General features: G+C 52.0%; 21 protein-coding genes and 2 pseudogenes. 8 read left to right on the top strand and 15 right to left on the bottom strand.

The window, feature by feature from the left end; translation table 11 throughout:
- The first annotated feature begins 44 nt into the window (after nt 1-44).
- Nucleotides 45-287: a hypothetical protein gene (locus ASE98_RS23400; protein ID WP_060543688.1), complete on the top strand. Its 243-nt coding sequence runs from the start codon at nt 45-47 to the stop codon at nt 285-287.
- Nucleotides 288-509: 222 nt separating this feature from the next.
- Entirely contained in the window at nt 510-1,088 is a 579-nt protein-coding gene (locus ASE98_RS23395) for a hypothetical protein (RefSeq protein WP_060543687.1), read from the top strand.
- A 388-nt stretch (nt 1,089-1,476) separates the two neighbouring features.
- On the opposite strand, the gene hglS is transcribed toward ASE98_RS23395, so the two are convergent.
- The 12 genes and pseudogenes from hglS to ASE98_RS23345 form a co-directional block, all read right to left on the bottom strand.
- Nucleotides 1,477-2,853: a 2-oxoadipate dioxygenase/decarboxylase HglS gene (gene hglS, locus ASE98_RS23390; protein WP_060543686.1), complete on the bottom strand. Its 1,377-nt coding sequence runs from the start codon at nt 2,851-2,853 to the stop codon at nt 1,477-1,479.
- 110 nt (nt 2,854-2,963) lie between these two features.
- On the bottom strand, nt 2,964-3,920 hold the full coding sequence (locus ASE98_RS23385) for an alpha/beta fold hydrolase (RefSeq protein ID WP_060543685.1): 957 nt from the start codon (nt 3,918-3,920) through the stop codon (nt 2,964-2,966).
- 22 nt (nt 3,921-3,942) lie between these two features.
- Complete coding sequence (locus ASE98_RS23380; RefSeq protein ID WP_060543684.1) at nt 3,943-5,397, bottom strand: flavin-containing monooxygenase; 1,455 nt, start codon at nt 5,395-5,397, stop codon at nt 3,943-3,945.
- Between the two features lie 293 nt (nt 5,398-5,690).
- Nucleotides 5,691-5,870, bottom strand: a pseudogene (locus ASE98_RS26745) (helix-turn-helix domain-containing protein); the annotation flags it as partial.
- 447 nt (nt 5,871-6,317) lie between these two features.
- Nucleotides 6,318-7,667, bottom strand: a complete 1,350-nt coding sequence (locus ASE98_RS23375; RefSeq protein WP_060543683.1) for a KamA family radical SAM protein — start codon at nt 7,665-7,667, stop codon at nt 6,318-6,320.
- Nucleotides 7,668-7,827: 160 nt separating this feature from the next.
- Nucleotides 7,828-8,922: a pyridoxal phosphate-dependent aminotransferase gene (locus ASE98_RS23370; protein WP_162237414.1), complete on the bottom strand. Its 1,095-nt coding sequence runs from the start codon at nt 8,920-8,922 to the stop codon at nt 7,828-7,830.
- A gap of 51 nt (nt 8,923-8,973) precedes the next feature.
- On the bottom strand, nt 8,974-9,759 hold the full coding sequence (locus ASE98_RS26860) for an aspartyl/asparaginyl beta-hydroxylase domain-containing protein (protein ID WP_162237413.1): 786 nt from the start codon (nt 9,757-9,759) through the stop codon (nt 8,974-8,976).
- Nucleotides 9,760-10,190: 431 nt separating this feature from the next.
- Nucleotides 10,191-11,531 carry an MATE family efflux transporter gene (locus ASE98_RS23365; RefSeq protein WP_060543681.1) on the bottom strand — a complete coding sequence of 447 codons (1,341 nt, stop codon included), beginning with the start codon at nt 11,529-11,531 and terminating at the stop codon, nt 10,191-10,193.
- Nucleotides 11,532-11,568: 37 nt separating this feature from the next.
- The gene (locus ASE98_RS23360) at nt 11,569-12,408 is read right to left on the bottom strand and encodes a hypothetical protein (RefSeq protein WP_060543680.1); all 840 of its coding nucleotides are present in this window, start codon (nt 12,406-12,408) and stop codon (nt 11,569-11,571) included.
- A 74-nt stretch (nt 12,409-12,482) separates the two neighbouring features.
- Nucleotides 12,483-13,595, bottom strand: coding sequence for an arginine 2,3-aminomutase (gene blsG / locus ASE98_RS23355; RefSeq protein WP_060543679.1), 1,113 nt, complete (start codon nt 13,593-13,595; stop codon nt 12,483-12,485).
- A gap of 47 nt (nt 13,596-13,642) precedes the next feature.
- A complete protein-coding gene (locus ASE98_RS23350) occupies nt 13,643-15,163 on the bottom strand; it encodes an asparagine synthetase B family protein (RefSeq protein ID WP_060543678.1) in 1,521 nt (506 codons plus the stop codon).
- Nucleotides 15,164-16,555, bottom strand: a complete 1,392-nt coding sequence (locus tag ASE98_RS23345) for an ATP-grasp domain-containing protein (RefSeq protein ID WP_060543677.1) — start codon at nt 16,553-16,555, stop codon at nt 15,164-15,166. It lies immediately after the preceding gene.
- 236 nt (nt 16,556-16,791) lie between these two features.
- On the opposite strand from ASE98_RS23345, the gene ASE98_RS26740 reads away from it, so the two are divergent.
- From ASE98_RS26740 to ASE98_RS23335, 4 genes and pseudogenes are all read left to right on the top strand, one after another.
- Nucleotides 16,792-16,965: a hypothetical protein gene (locus tag ASE98_RS26740; RefSeq protein ID WP_156465544.1), complete on the top strand. Its 174-nt coding sequence runs from the start codon at nt 16,792-16,794 to the stop codon at nt 16,963-16,965.
- Nucleotides 16,966-17,153: 188 nt separating this feature from the next.
- Nucleotides 17,154-17,314 (top strand): annotated as a pseudogene (locus ASE98_RS26245) (helix-turn-helix domain-containing protein); the annotation flags it as partial.
- A gap of 19 nt (nt 17,315-17,333) precedes the next feature.
- Nucleotides 17,334-17,750 (top strand): DUF3010 family protein, encoded by a 417-nt coding sequence (locus ASE98_RS23340; RefSeq protein WP_060543676.1) that lies wholly within the window; start codon nt 17,334-17,336, stop codon nt 17,748-17,750.
- Between the two features lie 154 nt (nt 17,751-17,904).
- On the top strand, nt 17,905-18,978 hold the full coding sequence (locus ASE98_RS23335) for a diguanylate cyclase (RefSeq protein WP_060543675.1): 1,074 nt from the start codon (nt 17,905-17,907) through the stop codon (nt 18,976-18,978).
- Between the two features lie 150 nt (nt 18,979-19,128).
- Here ASE98_RS23335 and ASE98_RS23330 read toward each other — a convergent pair whose 3' ends face one another.
- From ASE98_RS23330 to ASE98_RS23320, 3 genes are all read right to left on the bottom strand, one after another.
- Nucleotides 19,129-19,998 carry an isocitrate lyase/PEP mutase family protein gene (locus ASE98_RS23330; RefSeq protein WP_060543674.1) on the bottom strand — a complete coding sequence of 290 codons (870 nt, stop codon included), beginning with the start codon at nt 19,996-19,998 and terminating at the stop codon, nt 19,129-19,131.
- A 193-nt stretch (nt 19,999-20,191) separates the two neighbouring features.
- A complete protein-coding gene (astA, locus tag ASE98_RS23325; RefSeq protein WP_060543673.1) occupies nt 20,192-21,226 on the bottom strand; it encodes an arginine N-succinyltransferase in 1,035 nt (344 codons plus the stop codon).
- A gap of 49 nt (nt 21,227-21,275) precedes the next feature.
- Nucleotides 21,276-22,292, bottom strand: a complete 1,017-nt coding sequence (locus ASE98_RS23320; RefSeq protein ID WP_060543672.1) for an arginine N-succinyltransferase — start codon at nt 22,290-22,292, stop codon at nt 21,276-21,278.
- Nucleotides 22,293-22,760: 468 nt separating this feature from the next.
- Here ASE98_RS23320 and ASE98_RS23315 point away from each other — a divergent pair, with 468 nt between their 5' ends.
- Entirely contained in the window at nt 22,761-23,333 is a 573-nt protein-coding gene (locus ASE98_RS23315; protein WP_060543671.1) for a histidine phosphatase family protein, read from the top strand.
- Nucleotides 23,333-24,088, top strand: a complete 756-nt coding sequence (gene cobF, locus ASE98_RS23310) for a precorrin-6A synthase (deacetylating) (protein ID WP_060543670.1) — start codon at nt 23,333-23,335, stop codon at nt 24,086-24,088. Before ASE98_RS23315 ends, cobF begins: the two co-directional genes overlap by 1 nt.
- The last annotated feature ends 111 nt before the right edge of the window (nt 24,089-24,199 follow it).

Genomic DNA, 24,199 nt, shown 5'->3' with positions numbered 1-24,199 from the left:
TGCGCACAACCTCTACCCTATTGAACCCCACGGGAGCCCATTTCATGAGCGACGACCTCAAGCCACCCGACCTCGCCTTGTGGCAGCGCCTGTTCGACGACAGGGCCTACTGGCAACAATCCCCCGATGCGCACTTCAGCGAACTGCAACGGCTGGCCGATGATTTGCTGGGGCAGGGCGCCATCGACCTCGAACAGTGGCAGGCCCTTAAGGACAAGGCCGAGCAGTCCCACAAAGATTCGCCCGCCATCAATGTCACCGAGCAAGTGAATGACCCTCAAGCCTGAGGAGATACCTCGGGCCTTGGTGAAATCCCACACGGTAACGGTACGCTGCGATCCACTAACCTGACCTGAAGCAAGGAAAACGCTGAAAACACCCCTGTGGCGACTCCCTCGCGCAAGAAACAGCGAAAACTCCCGAAACACCGTCTATGCTCATCCCACACGCCGCGTTGAACCTAGGTACAGCGCGGTTTGTTGCCATTTACCACAGGGAAAGTTCACCTTATGAAACGTCACGCACTGACCAAAGCCATCGCTCTCGCTACCTTGCTGTCTGCCACCAGCTTCGCTGCGGTTGCTGAAAATATTCCGCTGTCTTCCGTAGTGGTAGCTGAAAAGGTCACTACCACAGTCGTTTCGGTTGATGCCGCCAAGCATCATGTGGTGCTTAAGGGACCGGACGGTAATGAGTTCCCCGTGCAGTTGACCGACAAGGCGAAAAACCTCGACAAACTGAAAGCCGGCGACAAAGTCGACATCGAGGTCGCCAGCGCCGTCGTAGCCGACTTTGACACCGATGTCGACAAAGGCCTGCCGGGTACCGTTGAAAAAACCGGAGAAGTTCGCGCCGCACCAGGCAGCGACAGTCCAGGCGGCGAAGCTTACCGCCAGGTGCAAGTACAGCTGAAAATCACCGCGATTGACGTGAAGAAAAACCAGGTGACTTTTGAAAACCCGGCTGGCGAGACCAAGACCGTTGATGTCAAAAAGCCAGAGGTTCAGGCGAAACTGAAAGATTTGAAAGTCGGGCAAACCGTCCTGGTGACCTACACCGACATTCTGAAAGTGACCACCTCGCACTAAGCCTTGCGACTTAGCTTATAGGTTGATAGTTCTTGTACAGTTTTTTGTACAGGAACTATCAACCTCGATGTTCTATCCAGTGAGTTAGCAGTAGTTATCTCCATGTAATATGTCTATCAACATTTTATTACGGAGTATGTCGAAAATTTCATGTTTATTTTCACGGACATGATTAGAGACTTCTACTAAGATACTTTCGTTCGCCCGGTGTCACGGCTCTTTACCAGTGCATGGATTGCCGAGGCCAATACACTGGGCGAACCCTTTTCTTCAAAAACATTATCGAAAGTTCAGGCATATAAAGGGACGACTTTGAAATCGCCCTTTTTTCATTTCGTGTTTTTGCACTGCCTTGGGACAGCGATCTCCATGGCAGTTACAAACGCTATCAATTCAGCGACGCGAAACATTGTTCGATCGATCGCCGCTGACTTTCGGCATACAACCCCAGTTCATCAATGGTCGAACGCCCCAGGGCCGCTTCAAACACTTGCTGGTTGGAGTGCACGCCATAATGGGTTTGAGCCGAGTCTCCCAGATTCGACTGAAATATCCCCGCCGCACTGACCGGCAGGAAGTCTTCGTACACCAGGGGTTCTATCCGCAGATAACCGTTCTCCAGCAAAGCCTCCAGGGTCAAGGTTTTGAGGTTGCTTGCGGCCAGGGCTTTATCGGTCACGAAGTAGCGGAAATACGCCAGATCCTGTTGGCGCATGCCTTCGTAGCTGTCGGGGAATTCACTGAAATGTTGCGCCATCAGTGCGTTGTAGCGCGCGGCGTTGGCTTCGTTGGGGAAGTCCTTGAGTTCGTCCCGGGCGGCATTGAGCAAGCGGTCGTAAAGCGCTCGGCCCTTGGGGGTGAGGGCGGCGCCGCGTTGTTCTATTTCTCCGAAGCGGGCGCTGTGGCTGCCGCGAGCATCGGCTTGATCGTTGAAGGCGATGGGCTCGTCCAGGGCTTTGAAACTGGTCTGGCGCAGCAGGATCGGGCACTGCCGGCGAGGTGGGCCTTCGATCACTGCTTTGGGGGTGATGCCGTGGGCCGGCATCTGCGTCTGGACGATGTCGATGTCCAGGGTGCGCGGCGTGAGGTGGTTGATGTGCGGGCCCTTGAACGCCACCACGTCGGCAACCAAGCGATGCTGGGCACTGAGTTGTTGATACTGTTCGCCGGTGACGGTGGCGCTGTGATGCCAGCGGAAGGTTTCCAGTGCCTCTTTGACGAAGTCTGCGGCCTCCTGTTCGGTCAGGCCTCCCTGGTTTTCGGCCCGCTCGATGAGGGCGAGTGCCGCCGGGGTAAAGATCGAGCGTTGGTCGAGTACAGACTGGGCGAACGCCCGCAGCTGCGGGTCTTCAATGAGTTCCAGGCGCAGCAGCGAGGTGAATACGCGAAACGGACTGACCTGCAACGACGCCTCATGCACGGCGCGAAATGCCGTGGAATGCACCGGCACCCCGGCCGGGGTCAGGTCGTAATAGCCCACCGGCAACATGCCCATCACCGCGAACAGGCGGGCGAGGGTGGCCAGTTCGGCGGCGGTACCGACGCGAATCGCCCCGTGCCGTTCCAGGTCCAGGCGTTCGATTTCACCGGTGTTGTGCAGTTGTCGCGCGATGTCCGGGGCGCTATCGAGCACCCCGCGGTTGGTTTGCTCCACCAGTTCCATCAACGCGCCGTATAACGGCACTTCTTCGCGGTACATGTCGGACATCGCTTTGGAGAAGCGTTGACGGATCAGGTCAGGGCTGACGAAGCTTGGCTGGTTCATGAACAGGATTCCTGGCACGGTGACGTAAAGTATGCGCAAAAGATCGCAGCCTTCAGCGAAGCCGACAAACGAAGTTTCTGACGAACTTCATTCTGCAAACGACTGAATGCTCAGTGCAGTCGTTGATCCTGCGGGCTCTCCGAACGCAGCGATGCCAAAAACTCGCGATAAAGATGCGCCGTCCCGGAAGGCGCTTCGACCATGGGCATGTGGCCGACGGCATCCCATATGTGTACGCGCAGGTCGGCGATACCCTTGCTCCAGATCGCCACGCTGCTGACGTCGATCAGCCGGTCCTTGCGTCCCCACAGCAGCAGCGCCGGCGCGGTAATGTCGGGCAGCATGGGTTCCATCGACGGGCTGGCGCGAAAATCGCGGAAGATTTCCTCCAGTTCATCGCGCGATTGTTCGTAGCGCTGGGCGATGGCGTCGAGCACCACCTTGGGCACCCATGGCGGCGTGGCCATGGTCATGGCGTAGAAGCTGCGGAACTCTTCGCGTGAGTGAATCAGAAACGGGTTGTGGCCCTTGGCCAAATGCCGCTCGAGGTCACTCGGCTCCGGGGAGGTCACGCCGGCCGGGTCGATCAGGGCGAGCGAAACGATCCGCTCCGGGTACGTCGCCGCCAGCCAGGCAGCCAGGTAGCCGCCCATCGAATTGCCGATCACATGGACTTTCTCGACCCCGCACACATCAAGCAACTGGATCATGCGCTTGGCCTGCAGCGCAATGTCGTAGCCGCCGCCGGCCTTGAAACCGGTTTCGCCGTGGCCGGCGATATCCGGGATGATCACCCGGTGGCTGCCGACAAAGTGTCGGGCGAAGCGCAGCCAGATGTTCTTGTCGGCGCTGAAGCCGTGGAGCATCAGGACATTGCTGGTAGCTTCATAGGGCCCCCCTTGCCAGGTCGAAACGGTCATCTCGGCAATGGGCACGACGATTTTATGCAGCCGATACAGCTTGGCCTCGGCCGCCATGTTCAAGTCATAAAGCCAGTAGCCTATGGCCGGGTAAGTCAGCCAGCTCCAGGCCGCGAAAACTGCGATAACGACGACCAGTAAAAGCATCACGCGTCTCCCTTTTCAGTGCTCAGGACAAAATGTGATCGGCGGGTTTCAGGGCTCGGGTCAAGCGGTGGTAGCTGAAACTGAACCCCGGAAACATGGCGATCACATGACCGCTCCTGCTTTGATACCAACTGTGGCATCCACCGGATTTCCATACAGTGCGCTCCATTTCCCGGTGAATCATTTCAGTGTAGGTACGTTCCGCCTCGGGGCGAACTTCGATGGAGCGCAAACCCCGGGTTTGCAACGTGCGAATGCAATCAAGGATGTAGTTCATCTGGGATTCGATGATGAACAGCGCCGATGTATGGCCAATCCCGGTGTTCGGGCCGCTCACGATAAACAGGTTGGGAAAGTCCGGCAGGGCGGTGCCGAGGTAGGCACGCGGGTACTGCGCCCAGACATCCTTGAGGCGGGTGCGGTTTTTTCCCGTTACCGGGTAGGAAATCACCCCGTCGGTGGCGTCGTAGCCAGTGGACCAGACGATCAGATCGACATCGATATGCTCGCCGTCCCGAGTGATGATGCCGGTTTCGTCGAGGGCGGCGATGCCTTGCTCGCGGCTGTGCAGCGTCACATTGCTGCGGCCCAGCGCCGGGTACAAAGTGCTTGAAACAATCACCCGCTTGCAGCCGATGCTGTAGTCCGGTGTCAGTTTGCGCCGCAATTGGGCGTCCGGCACCTGGCGCTTGATAAAGCGCAGGGCATGCTGCTGAACCATGCGCACGGCCGGTTTCGAGTATTTGAAGGCGATCACCCGGGTTTCGAACTGCCAGTAGATCATCCAGCGCAGCAGCTTGTAGGCGGGTTTGAGGCCGAGCAGCCAACGCTGGAAGCGCCCGAAGGTGCGGTCAGCACGGGGTAATACCCAGTGCGGCGTGCGCTGGAAGACGTGCAAGTGCTCGACGTCCGGGGCAATCGTCGGGATCACCTGTGCCGCGCTGGCGCCACTGCCGACGATGGCCACGCGTTTTTGCCGATAGTCGTAGGAATGATCCCAGTTGTTGGTATGAAACGTCTTGCCCTGAAATCGCTCCTGGCCGTCGAAATGCGGTATCACCGGTTGGCTCAGCGGCCCGCTGGCATTGATCAGAAATTGCGCGCAGAACGTGCCTTTGCCGGCGGTGTGCACGGTCCAGTGGCGCTGTTGCTCGTCCCATTCGACGCCCAGCACATCGGCGCCCAGTTCGACCTTGTCCTGCAGGCCGAACTGCTTGGCCACATGGTGGGTGTAGCGGTGCAGTTCGGCTTGGCCGGCGAACATCTGTGTCCAGCGGTAGGGCGCGAACGACAGCGAATACAGGGGCGAGGGTACGTCGACCGCCGCGCCGGGATAGGTGTTCTGGCACCAGGTGCCACCGAAGAAGTCCCGCCGCTCCAGCAGGCGAATATCGGTGATGCCTGCCTTGAGTAAATTGATCGCTGCGCACTGGCCGCCAAATCCGCTGCCGATGATCAACACTTGAAAGATCTGCATGGTCTTCCTTTTTATTGTTTTTTCCCCAACTCCACATTCATGTATAGACCGATGTAGGCGCTGTCGCAGGCTGGGATTTTTTTGATCTTGTCTTTTGGCGCTTTGAGCGTCACTGAAGATCAAAGATCGCAGCCTGCGGCAGCTATACAGGATTGCGGGCGCATGCTAATGGGTGGCACCACCCAAATCTGTGGGAGCCGGCTTGCTGGCGATGGCGGTGTATCAGTCAATCAAGATACCGACTGATACACCGCCATCGCCAGCAAGCCGGCTCCCACAGGTTTTGCGGGTGTTTATGCTTTCGCGGTACGCCGATCTTCTCGCGGGCACCGCTCAAACTTCGCCCGATAGCTACGGGCGAAATCGGACGGCGATTCAAACCCGCAGGCAATGCTCACTTCCAGCACACTCATGTGTGTCTGGCGCAGCAACTATCGGGCCTTTTCCAGCCGTAAGCGCAGGTAGATATTGGCTGATAGCGGTGAAATAGGCGCACATTGTAGTGTGCTCTGCTTCGCAGGAGTTCGCTTTCCGTTTTCAAAAAACCCCGTACACAGCTATGGGACTATTAACGCTAACGCCCGTCAATCCGCGATTCTGTGTTGCAGAAAGCACATCATCCACTCCTGATCGATGGTGTGAAATAACGCGCGAATAGTTGAACAGGCTGCTCGCATTGAAGTCGGTGGGATGTATTGAACGCTTACTCAAAACCCAAAGCAGGAGCCGTATGCGGTAATTCCGCACGTATGGATCTGTACGGGGGGGCAGGTGGCTGCCATTCCTACCGCGACCAGTTGATCTCGCGTCCTGCGGATATGAAGCGCGGATCCATGAAAACCGCGCACAGAGTATTGAGTGGGAGTACATTGCCCCAGCCCGGCAGTTTGATCATCAGCGGCAACGCCAGCAAAAACGGGTTAAGAAACTTCCCTCTCGAAAAAGAACGCAGTCTCCCCGAAAGCCGGTTTTAGTTGATCGAACCACGTAGCATTGGGATCAAATCGTGCGAAAAATGGCCTCTGCACCCAATCCGGGTTTCGTGCTTGGATAAAACGTAAAACAAACACCTTTTCTCCTCTAATTTCAGCTACACCGCAGACCTCAACTTTCCCCGGATCTGCGCTCATCGAAGGTCCTCTGGCAGTTCTGGCAATACCTGAAACTTGTTTGACCGCGTCCCTGTAAATTTCCCACGCACATACAAGAGGGACTTCAAAATACCGGCGGGCCCCGGTATCACGCTCGATAAACATATAGTAAGGAGTAATGCCTAGTTGAATCTGCGTCTGCCAGAGTCGCGCCCAGACGTCAGCAGAGTCATTGATATGAGCTAGCAACGGGCCCTGGCTACGTATTTGAGCGCCTGTTTGTCGAACACGAAGAATAGCCTCTCGAGCAATGGCAGGCTGAAGTTCCGCCCAATGATTATAATGAGCCATTAACGCTAAATGTTTACCGCTGTTGATGATCTTCCTAAATAGATCAAGAAGGTCACCTGCATCGCTGTCAGTCACAAACCGCTGAGGCCAGAAAGAAAGCGCCTTCGTACCAATTCGGATAGTGTGGATGTGCTCGAATTCAGGCGTCAAAAGAGGTTCTAGGTAAGCGCGTAGGTTACTTGTCTTCATAACTAGCGGATCTCCGCCAGTAATTAAAACATCAGTCACTTTAGGGTTGGCCCGAAGGTAATCCAACAGCTGGGAGTTTTCCTTAGCAGCAATCTTGAGCGATTGGTCACCCGTGAATTGGGCCCAACGGAAACAAAAAGTACAGTAGCTATGGCAAATCTGACCAGCGCTTGGAAAAAATAGCACAGTCTCACGATATTTGTGCTGGACACCCGTTACTGTCACGCCAGACAGTGAAGGAATATTACGCTCCAACTGACCTGCTGGATGGGGATTGAGTTTAGCTCTAACCGCTTTTATCGCGCCCTCACAGGATGAGCGGTCGGAATTCCTTAAAAGTAAAGATTCTATTAGATCAAAAGAGTCGTTATCAAGCATATCTTTCTGGGGGAAGGTAAGCTGGTATATCGGGTCGTTGGGGATATTGTTCCAGTCGATCAATTCTTTGATAACATACTCATTGACTCGAAATGGCAGAACGTTTGCCACCACCTTCATCGCCCAAAAAGTCCGGCTGTCTAATTTAGCAAGCTGAAAAATCTGGTCAATTTGATTCAAGGTATAAACCTTGAAACGTTCAACCTCGAACCTTTCTGAGAGGTTTTCAACACTTACCGCTTTAATTTCAATAGTATGCATAAAGTGACCAATAAAATTTTTGGGCGGAATATAGGTGGCTATAAGATATGGCGCTGTCTTGACCTAAAATAAATGTCGCGACCAACTATAATATCTGATGAAACCATGGAGCCTTCAAGCGACGACGGTTTCCACACTAGTAACACCTGTCGTATGAAAATCAGCGATGGTGGACAAAATCAACAATTCTCCCGCACGCTTCTTTAATTTCAGCTTCATTAACGGAAGCAATAGAGATGCGGATATGATCCTTCATACCGTAAGAAGACCCTGGCGTGGTCGAAACGGATTTTACATTGAGGAGATCGTCTACAAATTGGATATCCGAATTCCAAGTAGCACCCAATACTCGTGAAACGTCAGGAAATAGATAGAAACCACCCTGCGGCCGTACAATGTCAAACGTAGTGCTTAACAATTGATGGCAGTAATAGGCTCGGTGTTGCAACTCATCAACACGTTTTTTAAGAATGCTCTTAGGCAACGTTATAGCTGCCAAGGCACCGTGCTGCGCAAAAGTACACGCATTGTCCGTCATGACGCCCTGAAGCGTGGAACACCGGTCGATGATTTTTCTATCCGCGAACATATAGCCTATTCTAAAACCAGACATAGAGAACAGTTTTGAGAACGTACGGGTAACCACCAGCAGGCTAGAGTCCCCCATAAAATCCAGAGGGCTAACATATTCACTGCTACCGAAAATGATGCCTTCGTAGGCTTCATCGGAAATGAGTAGAAAGCCAAACTCTTCAGATAACGCCACCAATTCTAAAATATCTTGTCGCTTGAGAGTCAAGCCAGTGGGGTTGTGAGGTGAGTTAATAATTAACGCCTTGGTTTTGAAAGTCACCAACTTGCGAATTTCAACTATGTCGAGACCCTTATTTCCCATTTCGTAATCGACGGCAATACCCCCGTTAAGTTCTATGTAAGATCTATAGGCGGGCCAGCATGGATTCGGAATCAGAATCTCATCCGCGTTGGATAACATGCATTTCATCAGCATGAACAGAGCCTGACTTGAGCCATTAGAAACTAAAATTTCGGCCGGGTTGTACAACTTATTATGTTGTTGAAAGCATCTCTCGATTAACGCGCTTTTTAAAACATCTATGCCAGTAAGATTGCAATAGCCAGTATGCCCTTTTATTAAGGCATCAATAGTCGCGCGAGAAACTTCCTGCGGGACTTCAAGATTGAACTCACCGTCGTGCATCTGAATTAAGTCACGTATTTTAGGACCTTCACTCAAGACCTTCGATAGCTGCTGGCTCGGGTTTGACATAATTTAAACCAACTGTAATTATTTTAAGTGTCGCAGCATCTGCCGCGAGTAGACGTCAGTGAAAAAAGCTTTCGCCGACGGGCTCAGGTCCCCGGGCCAGAAATCCAACATCAAATTTACCCGAGTACATTCACCATGGTTCCAAGACTCATGCTGAAATGTCGTGTCAATGATTGCTATTTCACCCGTTCTCCAACTAACGATCTCTTCCCCTATTCTCAGTCCGGATAATCCATCGTCAGCACAAAGGATAGGAAGATGTAACGTCAGCATAGGATAAACATAATCCAGATGCGGTTCGATGTGACCGCCCGGTTCTAGGCTTGAAAGCACAACTTCTCTTATAGTAGCGCCTGGTACAACATCCTCGACAAAGCGAATCGTATTTGGAACAAGGTCAGCGTATACAGCAACTTTTTGACCTCCTTTGTAAAGTGGAACTGATTTCCACAAAGGATCGCCATGAAAGGGATATTTTTCCTGGGTGTTCTTATGATTTTCATAAAGCTGGATTAGTTCCTGCGTCATCGCGGCAAGAAGCGTATCAATGCCTGAGAGGAAGCTGAAATCGTCCTTAGACCAAAGAGGCTTCCTGGGTCCGAACGACGACTTAAATCCGTTGATATTAATATTCGTAGCATAAGGTATAGGCATGACAGGCTGAAGCAAGCCGCTGGATAGACGGCTAGAGCGTGATAATTCTCTTCCATGAAATTCCGACTCAATTAAATCAAGGATACACTCGCTAGTTTTATCATCAATATCACCAAGATTATCTAATGCCTCGCACCATAATGTGAGCACAGGCTTCCGCCACTTTAGAGCAGATCTGCAGGAAATCACAACCGTCGCATATAACCAGATTATGAGGAAAAGCAGTAATAAGTGGCTTGACACTAGAAGTCCCAATCCGATTGATTCAGTTCTGTTATAGAGTCCCGCTACCAACGTAAAAATGGATAGCTGAACGAGCCAACAGCAATAGCTACTAAAACGTCGCACGGTGGAATAAGGCACGATGATATTGAGCATATCCAATTGGGAACGAATAATCGGCCAAGCGCTGATGGAATAGAGAAGAAAAAATAACAAGCAGCAGTAAGACACCGAATATATCGACAAAAAGCCCTTCGGTACCGCCAGAATAGCCAATATAGATAATAATACTAAGCAAGCTATCACAAATATACTTTGTTTCAGTATGTAATTTATACCTCGAATGCCGTATAGATTTCTCATGCCGCAACCTGCGCCGGAGTCTTGTATCGGATCCATCTAAATAGAAGTAGAGAGAACAGCGCTATAAGTCCAAGCCCTACGCCACACCACACGCCCGCTGCTCCTAGGTCAGTATAAAATGCCAAGAAGAGGGCGAACGGTAGCCCCACTAGCCAAAAACAAATAATCGAAAGAAACATCGGGAGGACGGTCTGTTTCAAGCCCCTAAATATACCGAGCAGTACCATTTGACTTCCATCAAAGAAATGGAAGATTCCTAAAATGCAGACAAACAGGCTAGAAAGCTTGATGAGCTCGTCATCTGCACCTTCACCGCGAGCAACAAATAGCTGAACAATATCATGGGAAAAAATAATCAGGATAGAAGATATTACAGTGAGTACTATCCAGCCGAGCCATAAAGCACTCCATCCAGCGTCGCTCGTCCGCAGTGAATACACACCCGAAGGAGAGCAGAGGCTTATTCTCGTAGTAGAAGCTTGAGAAATGCCATTAGGTATTGTAAATACGACTTGAAGAACTTGCATTGCGATACCATGAGCAGCCAACGCAACGACTCCAAACTTACCCACTATTATTGTGAGGATGAAGAAAAATAGCGTGTCATTTGCCTGCGTTAATGAGACCGGAATACCGTTTCTTAAAATAGGCAGCATCAACCACCCTCTCACTACTGTCAATTTTATACAGTGCTGCCGCTCCCTGAACTGCGGATTTATTAAGCCTAATATGGCCAGCAATATACAAAGCAAAATATTTGTTAGCGTCGTGGCAATACCAGCACCAAACAAACCCAAGGGGGGTATCCACAAAAAACCAAATATTAGAATCAGGTTGGCAACGAAGTTAAATATCGCGGCTATAATAATTGCTATAACTGTATATCGCGCCGAACCCATTATTGATAAAACATTTCTGAGGTGCACAAATAAAATTGCTGGGCCGATGCTCCACATCAGACTATTCATGTATCTCTGAGCTTCGAGAGACAAAAGCGGATCTTGGCCAAAAAAAACTAATATTTCTTTCGTAAAATATAGCATTGCTAAGCATATTAAAAATGCAGTTGCTATGAGCTGAATGCAGCTGGTCGATACAGATGCATATTGTTCTTCTTTTGCCTTAGATCCCAACGAATCAGAAATAAACGGAATGGTAGAGATGAGTAGCCCGGAGAATAATAAAAACAAAAGGTAGTAGACTCCCTGTGCCAAAGTCGACGCAGCTAATGCCTCGGTACTAATCCATCCAGCCATTATTACGTCCGTAGTCGCAATAATCACATGCGCGATATTGCCAGATACAAAGGCTAGCGAAAGCCGGGAACTCTCGCGCATCTCGGTTCTATATCTACGGGAGAGCCTCACGGCACGATTATATATCAGTGATGATATCAAGACTGTACTCCCGATTCAGGTGCTTAGTTACATCCTTGGAAATCTGTACTCTTTTCAGCCATCGATCCGTTCCATCATACTTTGGCGTAAATTGTGGCCTGCCATGAGCGCACTTGTAGTTGTTGATATACAAAACCTGTGCTTCTCTCATTGATAAGTCAAAGGCTGCTGACTCAACCACCTTGATAAAATCCTTAAAGTCTAGTTCTTCGCGCTGAGACATTTTGCTGTAGTCAACGTAGACAGGATCATAAATGAAACTGTAGCCCTCGGTAGGTGATTCTTGAAATACCGTCGTCTCTAGAGCTGTTGGCTTATATTCCATCGTAGAGGGACGGTCGGAAAGAATGGTATAACGGGTCTCCTTTAACCTGTGCCTAAGTGTTGCATCAACAGTTGAAAAATCTGGGCAAGACAGCAAATTTGGGACTTTATCGTCGTTTCTTACGCATAAAAAACCTAGTACATCTGCCCTATAAGGTAAAGCGGGGTCCTCAGTATGCAGTTCTAAATGCACAGAACCACTTCCCAACTGCTTATTTCTATCTTTGAAGATTGGAAATATTTCTTGTACAAGCTTACCGTTCTGCAGGTCGCTATAACCGAAGACATCACCAACATGCCTTGAAAGCTGAAGAAATAAATCATCGTAGTTTGAATGGCAGTCGTCTCTCCAATGCTTCGGCGTCGGTCGCTGTTGATCGACTTTAGGAAGGTCTAATATTGTGACGTCAGATGAAAAACTAAAGTCTTCTTTAAATTGAGCGACAATAGATTCTGGGCATAACGTTGAGTAGTCCAATCTAGTAAATATCATATCGGCACCAAAACAGTTGTAAATTAGTTAATTACAAAGCCACCAGGTAGTGAGCCACTCGCGGTCAGTTGATCTCAAGGAATTTCAAGTGTTTTATGATCATAGCCAAGCACAAAATTCTTCGAGCCTAGTTTATAGAAGTACTGGTTATTCAAAGGGATCTTCCCAAGCTTAGTGGTGTAAACATACTGTGGGACGCTGAAACCAGTTTCATAACCGTGCAACTGCTCCATAATTTCAAGGCCCTTTTGTATCGACGTCCTAAAATGCGACACGCCTTGAACATTGTCCGCGTGGTATAGGTAATACGGCCTTACCTTGCCTTTCACCAGCATCCGATTCAACGTTCTAAGTGTTTCGACGTTGTCGTTCACACCACGCAACAGCACTGTCTGGTTTTGCACCGGTATACCGTGGGAAAGAAGTTTATCTACCGCGCTTAAGGCCTCAGGAGTCACTTCCACGGGATGATTGAAATGGGTGCTGAACCAGATCGATTTGAATTCGGACAACATCATACAAAAATCATCTGTTATTCGCTGCGGAAGAAAAACCGGGTACCGTGAGCCAATGCGTACAAAATCCACGTGGGGAATTGTATTGAGTCTAGATATAATGCTATGCAAAAGCTTATCGGAAAGAATTAGCGGGTCACCTCCGGTAAGTAATACGTCGCTGATGTTTTTGTTGTTTGCGATGTACTCTATGTCTTGATCATACGAGGCGGGAAGCTCTTTGTTGTAATAGCTGCCTGACTTGTCAGTTGTGTGAAACTTTCTAGTGCAATGTCTGCAATAAACTGGGCAAGTATCCGACACTAGGAATATGACTCGGTTCGGATACTTATGTACGACGCGTCTGGTTTTCATATAAACCATATCACCCACCGGGTCTACATCCTCCTGTTGGTTACTCTCATCAACTTCTTTTGGGTGGGGTATGCTTTGCAGCCGAATTGGACAATTCTCATTGGTCTCGTCCATCAGTGATGCATAATATGGAGTAATCATCCACTTGTACTGGCTTTCTGTTTGCTCAATACCCTTCAACTCCGTATCACTGAGAGTTACCCAAGCTTCCAACTGTGCCCTGGTGCGAATGGCATTCTTCATTTGAAATTTATGGTCGCCCCATTGGTCGGAAGACAGCAAATCCTGTTTGCTCAAAGTGTCCTTTGCAATAATCATTTTTATTATCCTTCGCTGGTAGCGGAACTGAAGAGGTTTTTATCAATTTATTTAGTTGTCGAGGTCGTCCATCCCCCGCTATGATAGTCGAGGCCTTGTACCTTATATCGATTGTTTGGAAGTTCAAAGCCAAACTCTTGGAATATCAAAGCAGCATTATTAATTGCATTATCTTCTAATGGAAAAGGCTTGCTATCCAGGCTCTCATTCATTGATTGAAGGACGTCAAATATGAGTCCGCCTATACCTGACCCTTCAGACATTCTCATTTTTGGTCGCCGAGTGATATAATCTGGCAATTCGCGGGAAAAAGCGTCCCTCAGTAGAGCTTTTGTAAAGTCATCTCTTACATGGAACTCCATCGGAGCCGATATTATAAAATCGAAAAGATCTTTGTCGAGAAACGGTACACGGCATTCCACTGTATTGAACATGCTCATTCTATCCACACGCTGCAGATCAGTTCGATATAGGTTCTTAACTTTATGTAACTGAAGTGCACGTCGGTCACTGGCCCCTTGAAAAAAGTCATAACCAGCGAATAGTTCATCACTTCCATCTCCAGATAGAGCTATACGTATCCCGTCTTTTTTCATTCGGGAGAAAGCAGAATGTATAGTTAATGCATCAGTTATATCTACGGGTTCAAATTGTTCAGATACATATATGCTGGTTTTAATAGACTGCATCAAATCTGCGCGATCAATATCAGAAATAACTATCTTAATGCCAAGTTCTTTGCATAATCTCTGCGCGTATACTACGTCAACTGAGCCCGCCACTCCGACCGTGTAGGCGGTGACGTTCTTATGGTATAGGTTAGCAAGATAAAGAATTATCGCACTATCTAGCCCGCCAGAGAAAACTACGCCTACTGGAAGATCCGTATTGACTTGACGTTTTACCGAGAGGTGCAGTAGCTCATTGCATTTGTTTACCGTAGACTTATAATCTATTCGCGGCCCTATGCTTTCGCTAATTAAATAATATGCGTTCTGTCGACCACCCACCCAATAATGTCCAGGGAGGATTTCTTGTGTCTTGTTGGTCAACCCAATTAGTGCTTTCAGTTCCGATGCAAAATAGAGGGCAGTGCCTTCTTGAGTCAAGTATAGAGGCTTTACGCCTAGCCGATCCCTCGCAGCGAAAACGGTGTTGTCTCCCGGTGAATAGATAATAAACGCGAATATACCATTGAGTCGGGTCAGACAAGATTCCCCCCAGTGAGTATAGGCTCTAAGAACTAGCTCGGTATCTGAATAGCCTAAAAACCTAACTCCGCGTGATAATAAAATTAATCGCAACTCATTTAAGTTGTAGATTTCACCATTAAATATAATTGCGTGACCAGAAACATTATCTATGAACGGCTGATTATTGTCTTCTCTCTCCACGATAGGCAAGCGATTGGTACCTATAGCAGCATGAGAAAATATAACGCGCTCTCCAAAGCTTTCAGCAGCGCCTCTATGGGAGATTCTCCCCAACATTTTTAATAAAGTATCCTCAAAGTCGCGTGCTTCATCAGAAATCGTAGAAGTCTCAAAAATCGCAGCTATCCCGCACATCTAGCTCTGCTCCAGTAATTTGTCTTCACGATACTCAGATATTTCGACTTTAATGTTTCTCTCATACTCTTTGTGGGCGTGAAGTATCTCGTGTATAGAAGCTGCCCTCACCCACATTTTTGCGATATAAGCTTCTTCGTTCTCCACATCGAAGAAACCATCTTTGTGGCCGTTAGTAGTAGGCAATACTTGCGATAAAATCTCACACGCAGATTCAATTCCTGGAAACTTTATAGCTTTTATGTAGCCTGAGCGAGTTGGATAGAATAGAAGCATCGCGTAGACGGCGTCCTCCGGCAAGATCGGAAGTGCCTCCGCCAACCCGCGCCCTATGGTTACTGGCTTACCTGTTATGTAATTAACGTTTAAGGCATACGCATCACATGAGCACAGATCCTTAAGTGCTTCGTCCACGAAGAACCCGCCCAGCCTGGGGTTCACCTCAATCACTTGGGGGCCGTTTTTGGATAATTTGAACTCGACGTGTAAAAAGCCGTTCTTTACCTTCAGTGCCTTTATAGAATTGCTAATGGTTGATACGATCATTGATATCTGGTCGTTAGAAAAGCTTTGCGGCGGTGTAACTATGACCTTTTCTAAAACCGTATTGGAGGTGTTGCTTGTTATAATCTTTTCAAAAATCAACATCGGATGAATGTTGCCGTCGATAATCAAGCATTCTAAAGAGCCTTCAGGCCCGTCAATGAATTCTTCAATTAACACGGAAACGCCCGGCGTATATAGAACAGGATCTACTTCTGGAGAACTAAGCCATTTTTCAGCGCCCGAGAAAGAATAGGCTCCAGGTACGTCGGGAAATCTTTGCATGAAGTGACTATATGCTTTTTCAAGACTTTTTCGGTCTTCACATATCGAGACTAACGCCGAGCCGCCCCCGTATACCGGCTTCATCACCACGGGAAATTTGAAATCGTTAATGGTTTCGAAATTTCCGTTGAAGAGCCTGAAATTTACCGGACTAACACCTTTAATATTGCTAAGCTTCGAACGCATTAAGTATTTATTGTTACAATTTTCTAGCGGCTCGGCGCTGTAATATTTAAGCCCGCATTGCTTGGCGACATCTTCAACTACATGGTTAGCGTCCCCACGCGGTGTAACATGTGCCGGGTAGCAAAACAGTCCTTTTACACTGTACTTCCGGCTTAGACGTTCTACTGCGCAGAGTACTTCGCTAGTTTCAATGCTGTCCACCAAGAAAACTTCATCACTTTCATTGCTAGCCTCCCTAATATTTTTGCTATCTTTTGCGATTATTGTTATGCACTTGATGTCTTCTTTTGCTGCGGCTTGAAAGTGTAATTCCCTATACAAATATAGCGAGGTTGATAGATAATCGTTATCTATGAAAATTAATATTTCTGGCTTCATATATAGGTCCGTAATTATTTTCGTTGTTGTAAAAATAGATAGCGAACATTGTTCGAACTGTTTATCACACACGCATGATCAGTGGAGATCTTCCGGGAATGGCATAATTTTCTGTGCGCCACGTAATTCTTGACCGTTATCCCATGTGAACTCCAACGGCGAAGTTGCACGCTGAATCCTCCTGCCATTACAAGGCTGGTTGCCCGCGGTTGCCACACGGTAGATAGATGTGGGCGATGAGCGTCGGCGAAAGCCCGTTGTTGGCCAACAATCCTCAAGACGTCTTTGTTCGTCCCTTCAAGTTGCTGCGAGAAAAGGTAATCTTTTTGGCTGCGAAGAAAATCTGGGGAGGCTTCATTGGTGTACAACGAGGAGAGGGGAGCATTCATTTCCACAATCCTTATCTGTGAAGGGTGTCCATGAATGATGCGGCACAAAGTAAATAATTTGTACCTCCGAACTCACAGTCACAGGAAGGAAAAGGAAACTTCGCAGTAAGGGATACTAAAAATCCTACAGAAATTTCTGCTCGATAAGGCGCACGATAATTTCAATCAAGCTTTCACAGTCCGTTGATCCTCCCTCGGACAGCGCTCCATGGCGCAAGCACTTGAACCTAACACCGGACGAAGTGGCCAAACGGATGGGTGTCTCTCAGCCGGCATTTGCCCAGCAAGAGACCTTCTCAAAGCCTCGGAAGGCCACTCGCGAAAAATTGCAGCAGCGTTCGGTATTACCATTAATCAACTTGAGCTTTAGGCTGTGAAATGGATTCACCATGAAAATCTGCGGCATCGAAATCAAGGGCAATGAAGCGATTATCGCCGTGGCCGCCCTCGACGGTTCGGCGTTGAGCCACCTCGCGCTCGCCACCAAGAAGATCGCCCTGGAGGATGACGACGACGCCGCCAACGTCAAACTCTTCGCGGCCCAGGTTGCATCCTTTGTCCGGGAGAATTCCATTGACCGCATTGCGATCAAGAAGCGCAGCAAAAAATGCGAGTTCGCCGGTGGGCCAACCACGTTCAAGATCGAGGGCGTTTTCCAGTTGCTGGAGAGTTGCGAAGTGGCGTTGTTCTCGCCGCAGGCCATCACGGCGCGGTGCAAGAAATTTGCAGTTGAGCTGCCGCAGACGCTGAATAAATATCAGCATGAGGCGTACAAAGCGGCGTGTTTGGCACTGATGGAAAAGTAAGCACACACATCCTGTAGAGCCAGCAAGCCGACTCATAGGTTCGTGCCCAGGGGTGGCGGCCGCCAGCCGGTGATGGCTATTTAACCTCGCCCTGATAAACTCCAGCATGAAAGAGGCACAGTGATCCGGTTCCGTCCAGTGGCACAGAGGCCCCATGGAAAAAGCTGCAGTACAAGGAATTTCCCTGGCCAGGAGGCTCTATACGTCGCGAACCCTCGGGCTTCTCCTTGGATTGCTGTGCGTGGGCGCGGCAATGTACCCGCTGGACCCGCCACCCTGGGCCTGGGGGGTGATGCTGGTCAATGCGCTGCTCTGGCCCCATCTGGCGTACCAATGGGCACGTCGTGCCCGGGCGCCTTATCACGCCGAGCACCGCAATCTGCTGATAGATGCCTTCATGGGTGGTTTCTGGATTGCCGCGATGCAGTTCAACCCGCTGCCCAGCGCCACCACTATTTCCATGATGGCAATGAACAACGTGGCCATTGGCGGCCTGCGTTTTCTGCTGGCGGGCACTGCAGCCCAGGTGCTGGGGATTGGCGTCGGCCTGCAGATTTTCGCCCCGGCCTTCATTCCGGCGACCAGCCCGCTGCAGCTTTACGCCTGTTTACCCTTGCTGTGTTTTTATCCGCTGTTGCTGGGCTGGATCTGCTTTCGGCAAGCCCACACGCTCGGCCGTCAGAAGCGCGAATTGCTGGCCCTGAGCCGTACCGACAGCCTGACCGGGCTGCTCAATCACGGTGCCTGGAAGGATCAGCTGGAAATCGAATTCCAGCGCTGCAAGCGCCAGCACAAGGGCGGGGCCATCGCGTTGATCGACATCGACCATTTCAAAGCCATCAACGACACCTATGGCCATGTGGCCGGTGATATCGTATTGCGCCAGCTCGGCAAAATGCTCAGGCAGAACCTGCGCGCGGCCGATGTCGGCGGACGTTATGGTGGTGACGAGTTCTGCGTGATCCTTCCCGACCTGCCACTGGACCGTGCGGCGGCGGTCATGGATGCCCTGCGCAATCGCTTTGCGACACTGGGCTATGAGCAGGATCCGGCCCTCAAGGTCAGCCTGAGCATCGGGCTGGCGGCGTTTGACCCGCAGCATTCTGACGCCACCCTCTGGCTCAACGACGCCGATCACGCGCTGTACGAAGCCAAGACCACCGGCCGTAACCGCGTGATCTGCTGTGGGGATGGCAAATCCGAGCCTGAACTGCTGGATTTGCTGTGAGGGATCAGATGTAGCAACCGACGCCTTCGCGAGCAAGCCCGCTCCCACACTGAATCTGTGGCGAACACGACATTTAGCGCAACGAAGGTCCAGTGTGAGAGCGGGCTTGCTCGCGAAGGCGGCTGACCGGTTTACACCTGCATCAGGCTGTCATTCCTTCACACTCATGAACTCTTTCGCCCAACGGATATATTCTTCCGGCTGAGTGTAGGTATGGGTCAGTTCGGTCGCGTTCAGGTCCGACGCCTGGGTGAAGATCTGGCGTTGTTCACGCAAGCAGTCGTAGGTGGCCTTGATTGCCGCGAAGTAGGCGCCGTGGCCGTCGATGGTCACGCGCACACCCAGTTCCGCCAGGCGCTGGTCATCTCGCAGCAATGGGTTGCCGTAGGTCACCAGCATCAGCGGCACGCTCAGGTGCTCGGCGATCTGCTCCAGGTGATCGAAATCCTTTACCCCGACCATGCAAATGCCATCCGCACCGGCCGCCTGATATTGCCGGGTGCGGCTGATGATTTCCTGGACCGGCAGGATCCCCGCGTGGGTGCGGGCGATGATCGCCATTTCCGTGTCGACACGGGCTTCCAGCGCGGCGCGGATCTTGCCGACACCTTCGGCTACCGAGATCAGGTCGGTGGATTTACGCCCGAACTGGGCTGGCAGCAGGGTGTCTTCGATGGTCAGGGCGGCGATACCGGCGCGTTCAAGCTCGACAATGGTGCGCATGACATTGAGTGCATTGCCATAACCGTGGTCGGCGTCGGCAATCACCGGTAGTTGGGCGACACGGCCGATGCGGGTGGCCTGCTCGGCGAATTCGCTGAGGGTGATCAAGGCAAAGTCGGGTGCCCCCAGTACTTGCAACGACGCGACCGAGCCACCGAGGATCCCGACTTCGAAGCCCAGATCGGCGGCGATGCGCGCCGACATAGGGTCGAAAACCGAAGCGGTGTGGTAGCAGGTGTTGGACGCGAACAGTTGACGAAAATTGCGGCGCAAATCTTGATGAGAAAGCCTGGACATATGAGTTCCACCAATGGAATGGAAAGGCTTGAGCAAAAGTGTCAACGCCGAAGGAACAAAAGGCTATCACGAGGGGGGGGCAACCATGATGACGAATTTGCAAGCCACGACCGAATGCGCCCGACCGTTGTGACAGCGGGCAAGAGGAGAGTCTTGCTTGTAGCGTATCTGGACAATCACTACAGGGCGGCGATCATGCCGCCACCGCTCGCTGGCGCTGGTTGAGCAACGGCACTGCGCGTACCGAATCGCCAGGCTGCAGTTGCAGGCGCTTGGCGGTCTGGCGATCAACCATCAGGCTGTTGCCCGCCAGCCTGCCAGGGGCAGTGGTAATGCGGCAGTTTTCCAGCCGGCGGTTGTGGATCAGCCAGTGGGGCGAATGTTCATCGACTGAACCCACGGCCAGGAGTAGCTCCTGACTGTCACGCACGGTACGGATAGCCGAAACCGGGGCTTCGATAACCGGGCCGGCGTCGAAGATGTCGATGTAGCCCTGGTGGGTAAAACCCTCGTCGGTGAGGATCTTCAATGTCGCTGCGTTGTCCGGATGGACCTTGCCGATGACGGCCTGGGCCTGTTCGGTCAGCAGGCAGGTATAGAGCGGCTGGCGGGGCATCAGTTCGGCGATGAATGACTTGTTGCCCAGCCCCGACAAGTGATCGGCGTGCTTGAAGTCCATCTTGAAAAAATGCCGGCCCAGGCTGTCCCAGAACGGCGAGCAGCCTTGTTCGTCGGCGCAGCCGCGCAGTTCGGCGATGAGTTTATCGCCGAACAGGTGGGCAAATTCGGCGACAAACAACAGGCGCCCCAGTGCCAGCAGTCGGCCGTTGGTCCCGTGGCGCTGATCGGGCCGCAAGTATAAAGAGCTGATTTCCGATTGCCCGGTCATTTCGTTGTTCGGGAACAGGGTCGGGATCTGGCGCTGGATGCCCAGGCCCGGTGATGAGCTGACCGTCAACCCGACGCGGTAGTTGTACCAGGGCTCACGCATCCCGATCCCGCCGGTCAAGGCGCTGACGCCGAGAATTTGCTGCTCGTCGTCTTCGAGCACGAACAGGTAATCGGCGTCGGCACGATCGACCTGTTCGGCGAAGGTCCGCTGGGCCCAGCGAACCCGGTGGGTCACGCGTTCTTCACTGGCTTGCAGGCTGGTCAATTCCGGGCCGGCCTGGCGCGCCAGCATCAGCAAGGCGGGCAGGTCAGTGATCTGAACCGGGCGAACAATCATGCTGCAGTTCCTTCTTCATGAATGCGTGGTTGTACCTGTCGGGTCATGCTCACAGGGCGATCAGGCGGACCGGGCTGCCCGCGGTGACTTTCAAGGCTGCGCACATGGCTGCATCGAGGGTCACCGACTGGCCAGCGATGGGGCCCAGGTCGGCGACGATGGCCCGGTAATCACCCAGGAACTCATTGCTGACAAGGTAGGTGCCCGTGGCATCGATGATTGTTCCAGGCTGCGCTATCCCCCTTTGGCTGTGGGCGATGGAACGGATATTCGCGGTGCGCGCGTACAGCGTCGGGCCGCCATCGAAAAGATCGACATAGCTGTTGGTTTCGAAGCCTTCACGCTCAAGGATATCGAAGGCTTCCTGGCCATCGGGGTGGATTCTACCGATACAGTCCTGTGCGGCCTGGGGCAGCATGGGCACATAAATCGGGTATTGCGGCATCAATTCGGCGAGGAACGTCCGGCTCTCCAGGCCACACAACCGTTCGGCCTCCACATAAGGCAGGTCGAAGAAATGCTTGCCCACGGCATCCCAGAACGGCGATTGCCCCTGATCGTCGCTGAAGCCGACAATTTCGGTAATCACCGCCTCGGCAAAGCGCCGGGCGTGGGCGGCGATGAACAGCAGGCGCGCCCGCGACAGCAATTCGCAATACGCCGTTCGCGAGAGCGGTGGGTCAATATGCAAACCGCGCAGCAAGGTGTGAGCGCTGAGGTCTTGGCACAACGACAACGCCGAGACGCCGTGCTCGATGTTCAGCTCCCGCGAGGCGCTGGTGAAGTCGCGGTTGCGCAGGCTGTAGAACGGCTCGCCGGGGCCGGCTGTGGCGAGAATTTCCGAACAGCCCGCCAGGCGCCGAGTCGTCAGGTCTTCTAGCACGAACAGGTAATTTTCCGTGCCCTGATGCTGCACGTCCTGGTCGAAAGAGGCACGGGAGCCGAGAATCTTCTCGCGCAACCGTTCACTATCGTCGGGCAGCGACGTGACGCCCACGAGGCTTTCGCGAGCCAGACGCTGCAACTGGGGGAGGTCGGTCAGTTCGACGGGACGCAAGACCAGCATGGAGATACTCCTGTATCAATGGATTCGGTGGTCTAGCCGCCGAACCCGACTATCACTGTCGGTTTTCCACACATTAAATCGGCAGTCGTCTGAACGTTTGTCAGGCGCTGCTCTTTTTCTTGTCAGACGCTTCCGGGTTTAACGACGTTGAACCTGGCGGACGCCAGAATATTCAGGTTGAGGCGATAGCGTGGTGGAACTGCTGATCGAATCATTGAGATAGGGCATCCGGGCTCCTGCTGGATGAGGGGAAAGTACGTTTCTACAATCCGTTGAAAACAGTATTTAATTATCGAGTATTGCCTGTCTAGTTAATTTACGCTCGGGCTACGCGTGCCCGAAAATGGGGCGAAATGCAGCGGCGTCGATCAGTAAAAGCAAACACCCCGGTACGACCTTCTTGCGGCACAATTGCATAATCAATGATGGTGCAATGCCGTTTCCCTTCCCGTGGATAGAGTGATCTTTGTGCAGGCGACCCGTTTGACCCTGATGTGCCACGCTCGAACAGTCGCACAGAAACTGGCGCGTTTTCCTGTGGACGAACCCTTGGAACCGGATTGGCAAGGGGCTCAAGGCTCGCGTCGTCATCAGTTCGATGGCGCAGCGCTTTTGCTGTGCGGCCCGGAACTGCGCACACGGCAAACCGCTGGCTTGTTCGGCTGTGACCCGCAGGTTGTCGAGGCGCTGAGGGATTGTGATTTCGGACGCTGGAAAGGCATGCGCATTGGTGATTTGCAAAAAACCGAACCGCTGGTACTCCAGCAATGGCTCGACGACCCGGCGTCTGCACCCCATGGAGGCGAGTCGGTGGCTCAACTCGGCGAGCGGGTGGCCGCCTGGCTGACTTCCTTGCAGGGGCAATCGGCACGGATCGTTGCCATCACCCACCCCTTTGTCATTCGCGCGGCGTTGACTCAGGTGTTGCAGGGCGCCTGCACCAATCAGATTGACGTCGAACCGCTGGCGACCGTCGAGTTGAGGTTCCATGGTCGCTGGCGGCTCCGCTTGCCCGGCACCGACCCCGAGGAAAGGCGCTGATGAAAAGACTATTGGTGATCGGCATCGGCGCCGGTCATCCCGACTACATCACGATGCAGGCCGTGAAGGCGTTGAATCAGGTCGACGTGTTTTTTCTCATGGACAAAGGCGAGCGCAAACACAAGCTGATCGACCTGCGCCGAGAGATCTGCGAGCGCTATATCAGCGGTCATCCATACCGTTTTGTCGAAGCGCTCTGCCCTGAGCGCGAACGCGGCGATCCGGACTACAGGTCCAGTGTCGATGATCTTAACCTTGGCAAGCAGAAAACCTTCGAGCGCCTGATCAACGAGGAACTGGCTGATGACCAGTGTGCAGGTATTCTGGTCTGGGGCGACCCGGCGCTGTACGACAGTACGATTCGCATCCTGCAGGCGATTGTGGCGTCAGGTGCCTGTGTTTTCGAGTTCGAAGTGATCCCCGGGATTACCAGCGTCCAGGCCCTGGCGGCGCAACACAAGGTCGCGCTCAATCAGATCGGCCGCTCGGTCGAGATCACCACGGGGCGGCGCCTGGCGGCAGGGCAGGTGAGCGATGCCGACAGCCTGGTGGTGATGCTCGATGCGCAGGATGCCTACCGGCAGGTGGTGGATCAGGAGACGGAGATTTTCTGGGGAGCTTACCTGGGCACGCCGGACGAAATCCTTATCAGCGGCAAACTCAAGGATGTGGCGGATGAAATCGAGCGGGTGCGCAAGGCGGCCCGACTGGCCAATGGCTGGATCATGGATACTTATCTGCTGCGCAAGCCCTGAATTTCGGAGTGGTCAGGCTGGCCCCTTCGCGAGCAAGCCCGCTCCCACACTGGATCTTCGTTGCACACAAATGTGGTGTTCGCCACAGATCCAATGTGGGAGCGGGCTTGC

The sequence above is a fragment of the Pseudomonas sp. Leaf48 genome, from assembly GCF_001421885.1.
In the GTDB taxonomy this organism is placed as follows: Bacteria; Pseudomonadota; Gammaproteobacteria; order Pseudomonadales; family Pseudomonadaceae; genus Aquipseudomonas.
This window is presented reverse-complemented; position numbering and strand designations above follow the sequence as displayed.

What these genes read in the sequence shown, in the direction of transcription:
- ASE98_RS23365 (WP_060543681.1), bottom strand. Translation starts at nt 11,531, where the DNA reads ATGCGCGAGAGTTCCCGGCTTTCGCTAGCCTTTGTATCTGGCAATATC.
- ASE98_RS23360 (WP_060543680.1), bottom strand. Translation starts at nt 12,408, where the DNA reads ATGATATTTACTAGATTGGACTACTCAACGTTATGCCCAGAATCTATT.
- ASE98_RS26740 (WP_156465544.1), top strand. Translation starts at nt 16,792, where the DNA reads ATGAGCGTCGGCGAAAGCCCGTTGTTGGCCAACAATCCTCAAGACGTC.
- ASE98_RS23375 (WP_060543683.1), bottom strand. Translation starts at nt 7,667, where the DNA reads ATGCATACTATTGAAATTAAAGCGGTAAGTGTTGAAAACCTCTCAGAA.
- blsG (WP_060543679.1), bottom strand. Translation starts at nt 13,595, where the DNA reads ATGATTATTGCAAAGGACACTTTGAGCAAACAGGATTTGCTGTCTTCC.
- ASE98_RS23395 (WP_060543687.1), top strand. Translation starts at nt 510, where the DNA reads ATGAAACGTCACGCACTGACCAAAGCCATCGCTCTCGCTACCTTGCTG.
- ASE98_RS23380 (WP_060543684.1), bottom strand. Translation starts at nt 5,397, where the DNA reads ATGCAGATCTTTCAAGTGTTGATCATCGGCAGCGGATTTGGCGGCCAG.
- ASE98_RS23320 (WP_060543672.1), bottom strand. Translation starts at nt 22,292, where the DNA reads ATGCTGGTCTTGCGTCCCGTCGAACTGACCGACCTCCCCCAGTTGCAG.
- cobF (WP_060543670.1), top strand. Translation starts at nt 23,333, where the DNA reads ATGAAAAGACTATTGGTGATCGGCATCGGCGCCGGTCATCCCGACTAC.
- ASE98_RS23330 (WP_060543674.1), bottom strand. Translation starts at nt 19,998, where the DNA reads ATGTCCAGGCTTTCTCATCAAGATTTGCGCCGCAATTTTCGTCAACTG.
- ASE98_RS23345 (WP_060543677.1), bottom strand. Translation starts at nt 16,555, where the DNA reads ATGAAGCCAGAAATATTAATTTTCATAGATAACGATTATCTATCAACC.
- ASE98_RS23385 (WP_060543685.1), bottom strand. Translation starts at nt 3,920, where the DNA reads ATGCTTTTACTGGTCGTCGTTATCGCAGTTTTCGCGGCCTGGAGCTGG.
- hglS (WP_060543686.1), bottom strand. Translation starts at nt 2,853, where the DNA reads ATGAACCAGCCAAGCTTCGTCAGCCCTGACCTGATCCGTCAACGCTTC.
- astA (WP_060543673.1), bottom strand. Translation starts at nt 21,226, where the DNA reads ATGATTGTTCGCCCGGTTCAGATCACTGACCTGCCCGCCTTGCTGATG.
- ASE98_RS23400 (WP_060543688.1), top strand. Translation starts at nt 45, where the DNA reads ATGAGCGACGACCTCAAGCCACCCGACCTCGCCTTGTGGCAGCGCCTG.
- ASE98_RS23350 (WP_060543678.1), bottom strand. Translation starts at nt 15,163, where the DNA reads ATGTGCGGGATAGCTGCGATTTTTGAGACTTCTACGATTTCTGATGAA.
- ASE98_RS23340 (WP_060543676.1), top strand. Translation starts at nt 17,334, where the DNA reads ATGAAAATCTGCGGCATCGAAATCAAGGGCAATGAAGCGATTATCGCC.
- ASE98_RS23335 (WP_060543675.1), top strand. Translation starts at nt 17,905, where the DNA reads ATGGAAAAAGCTGCAGTACAAGGAATTTCCCTGGCCAGGAGGCTCTAT.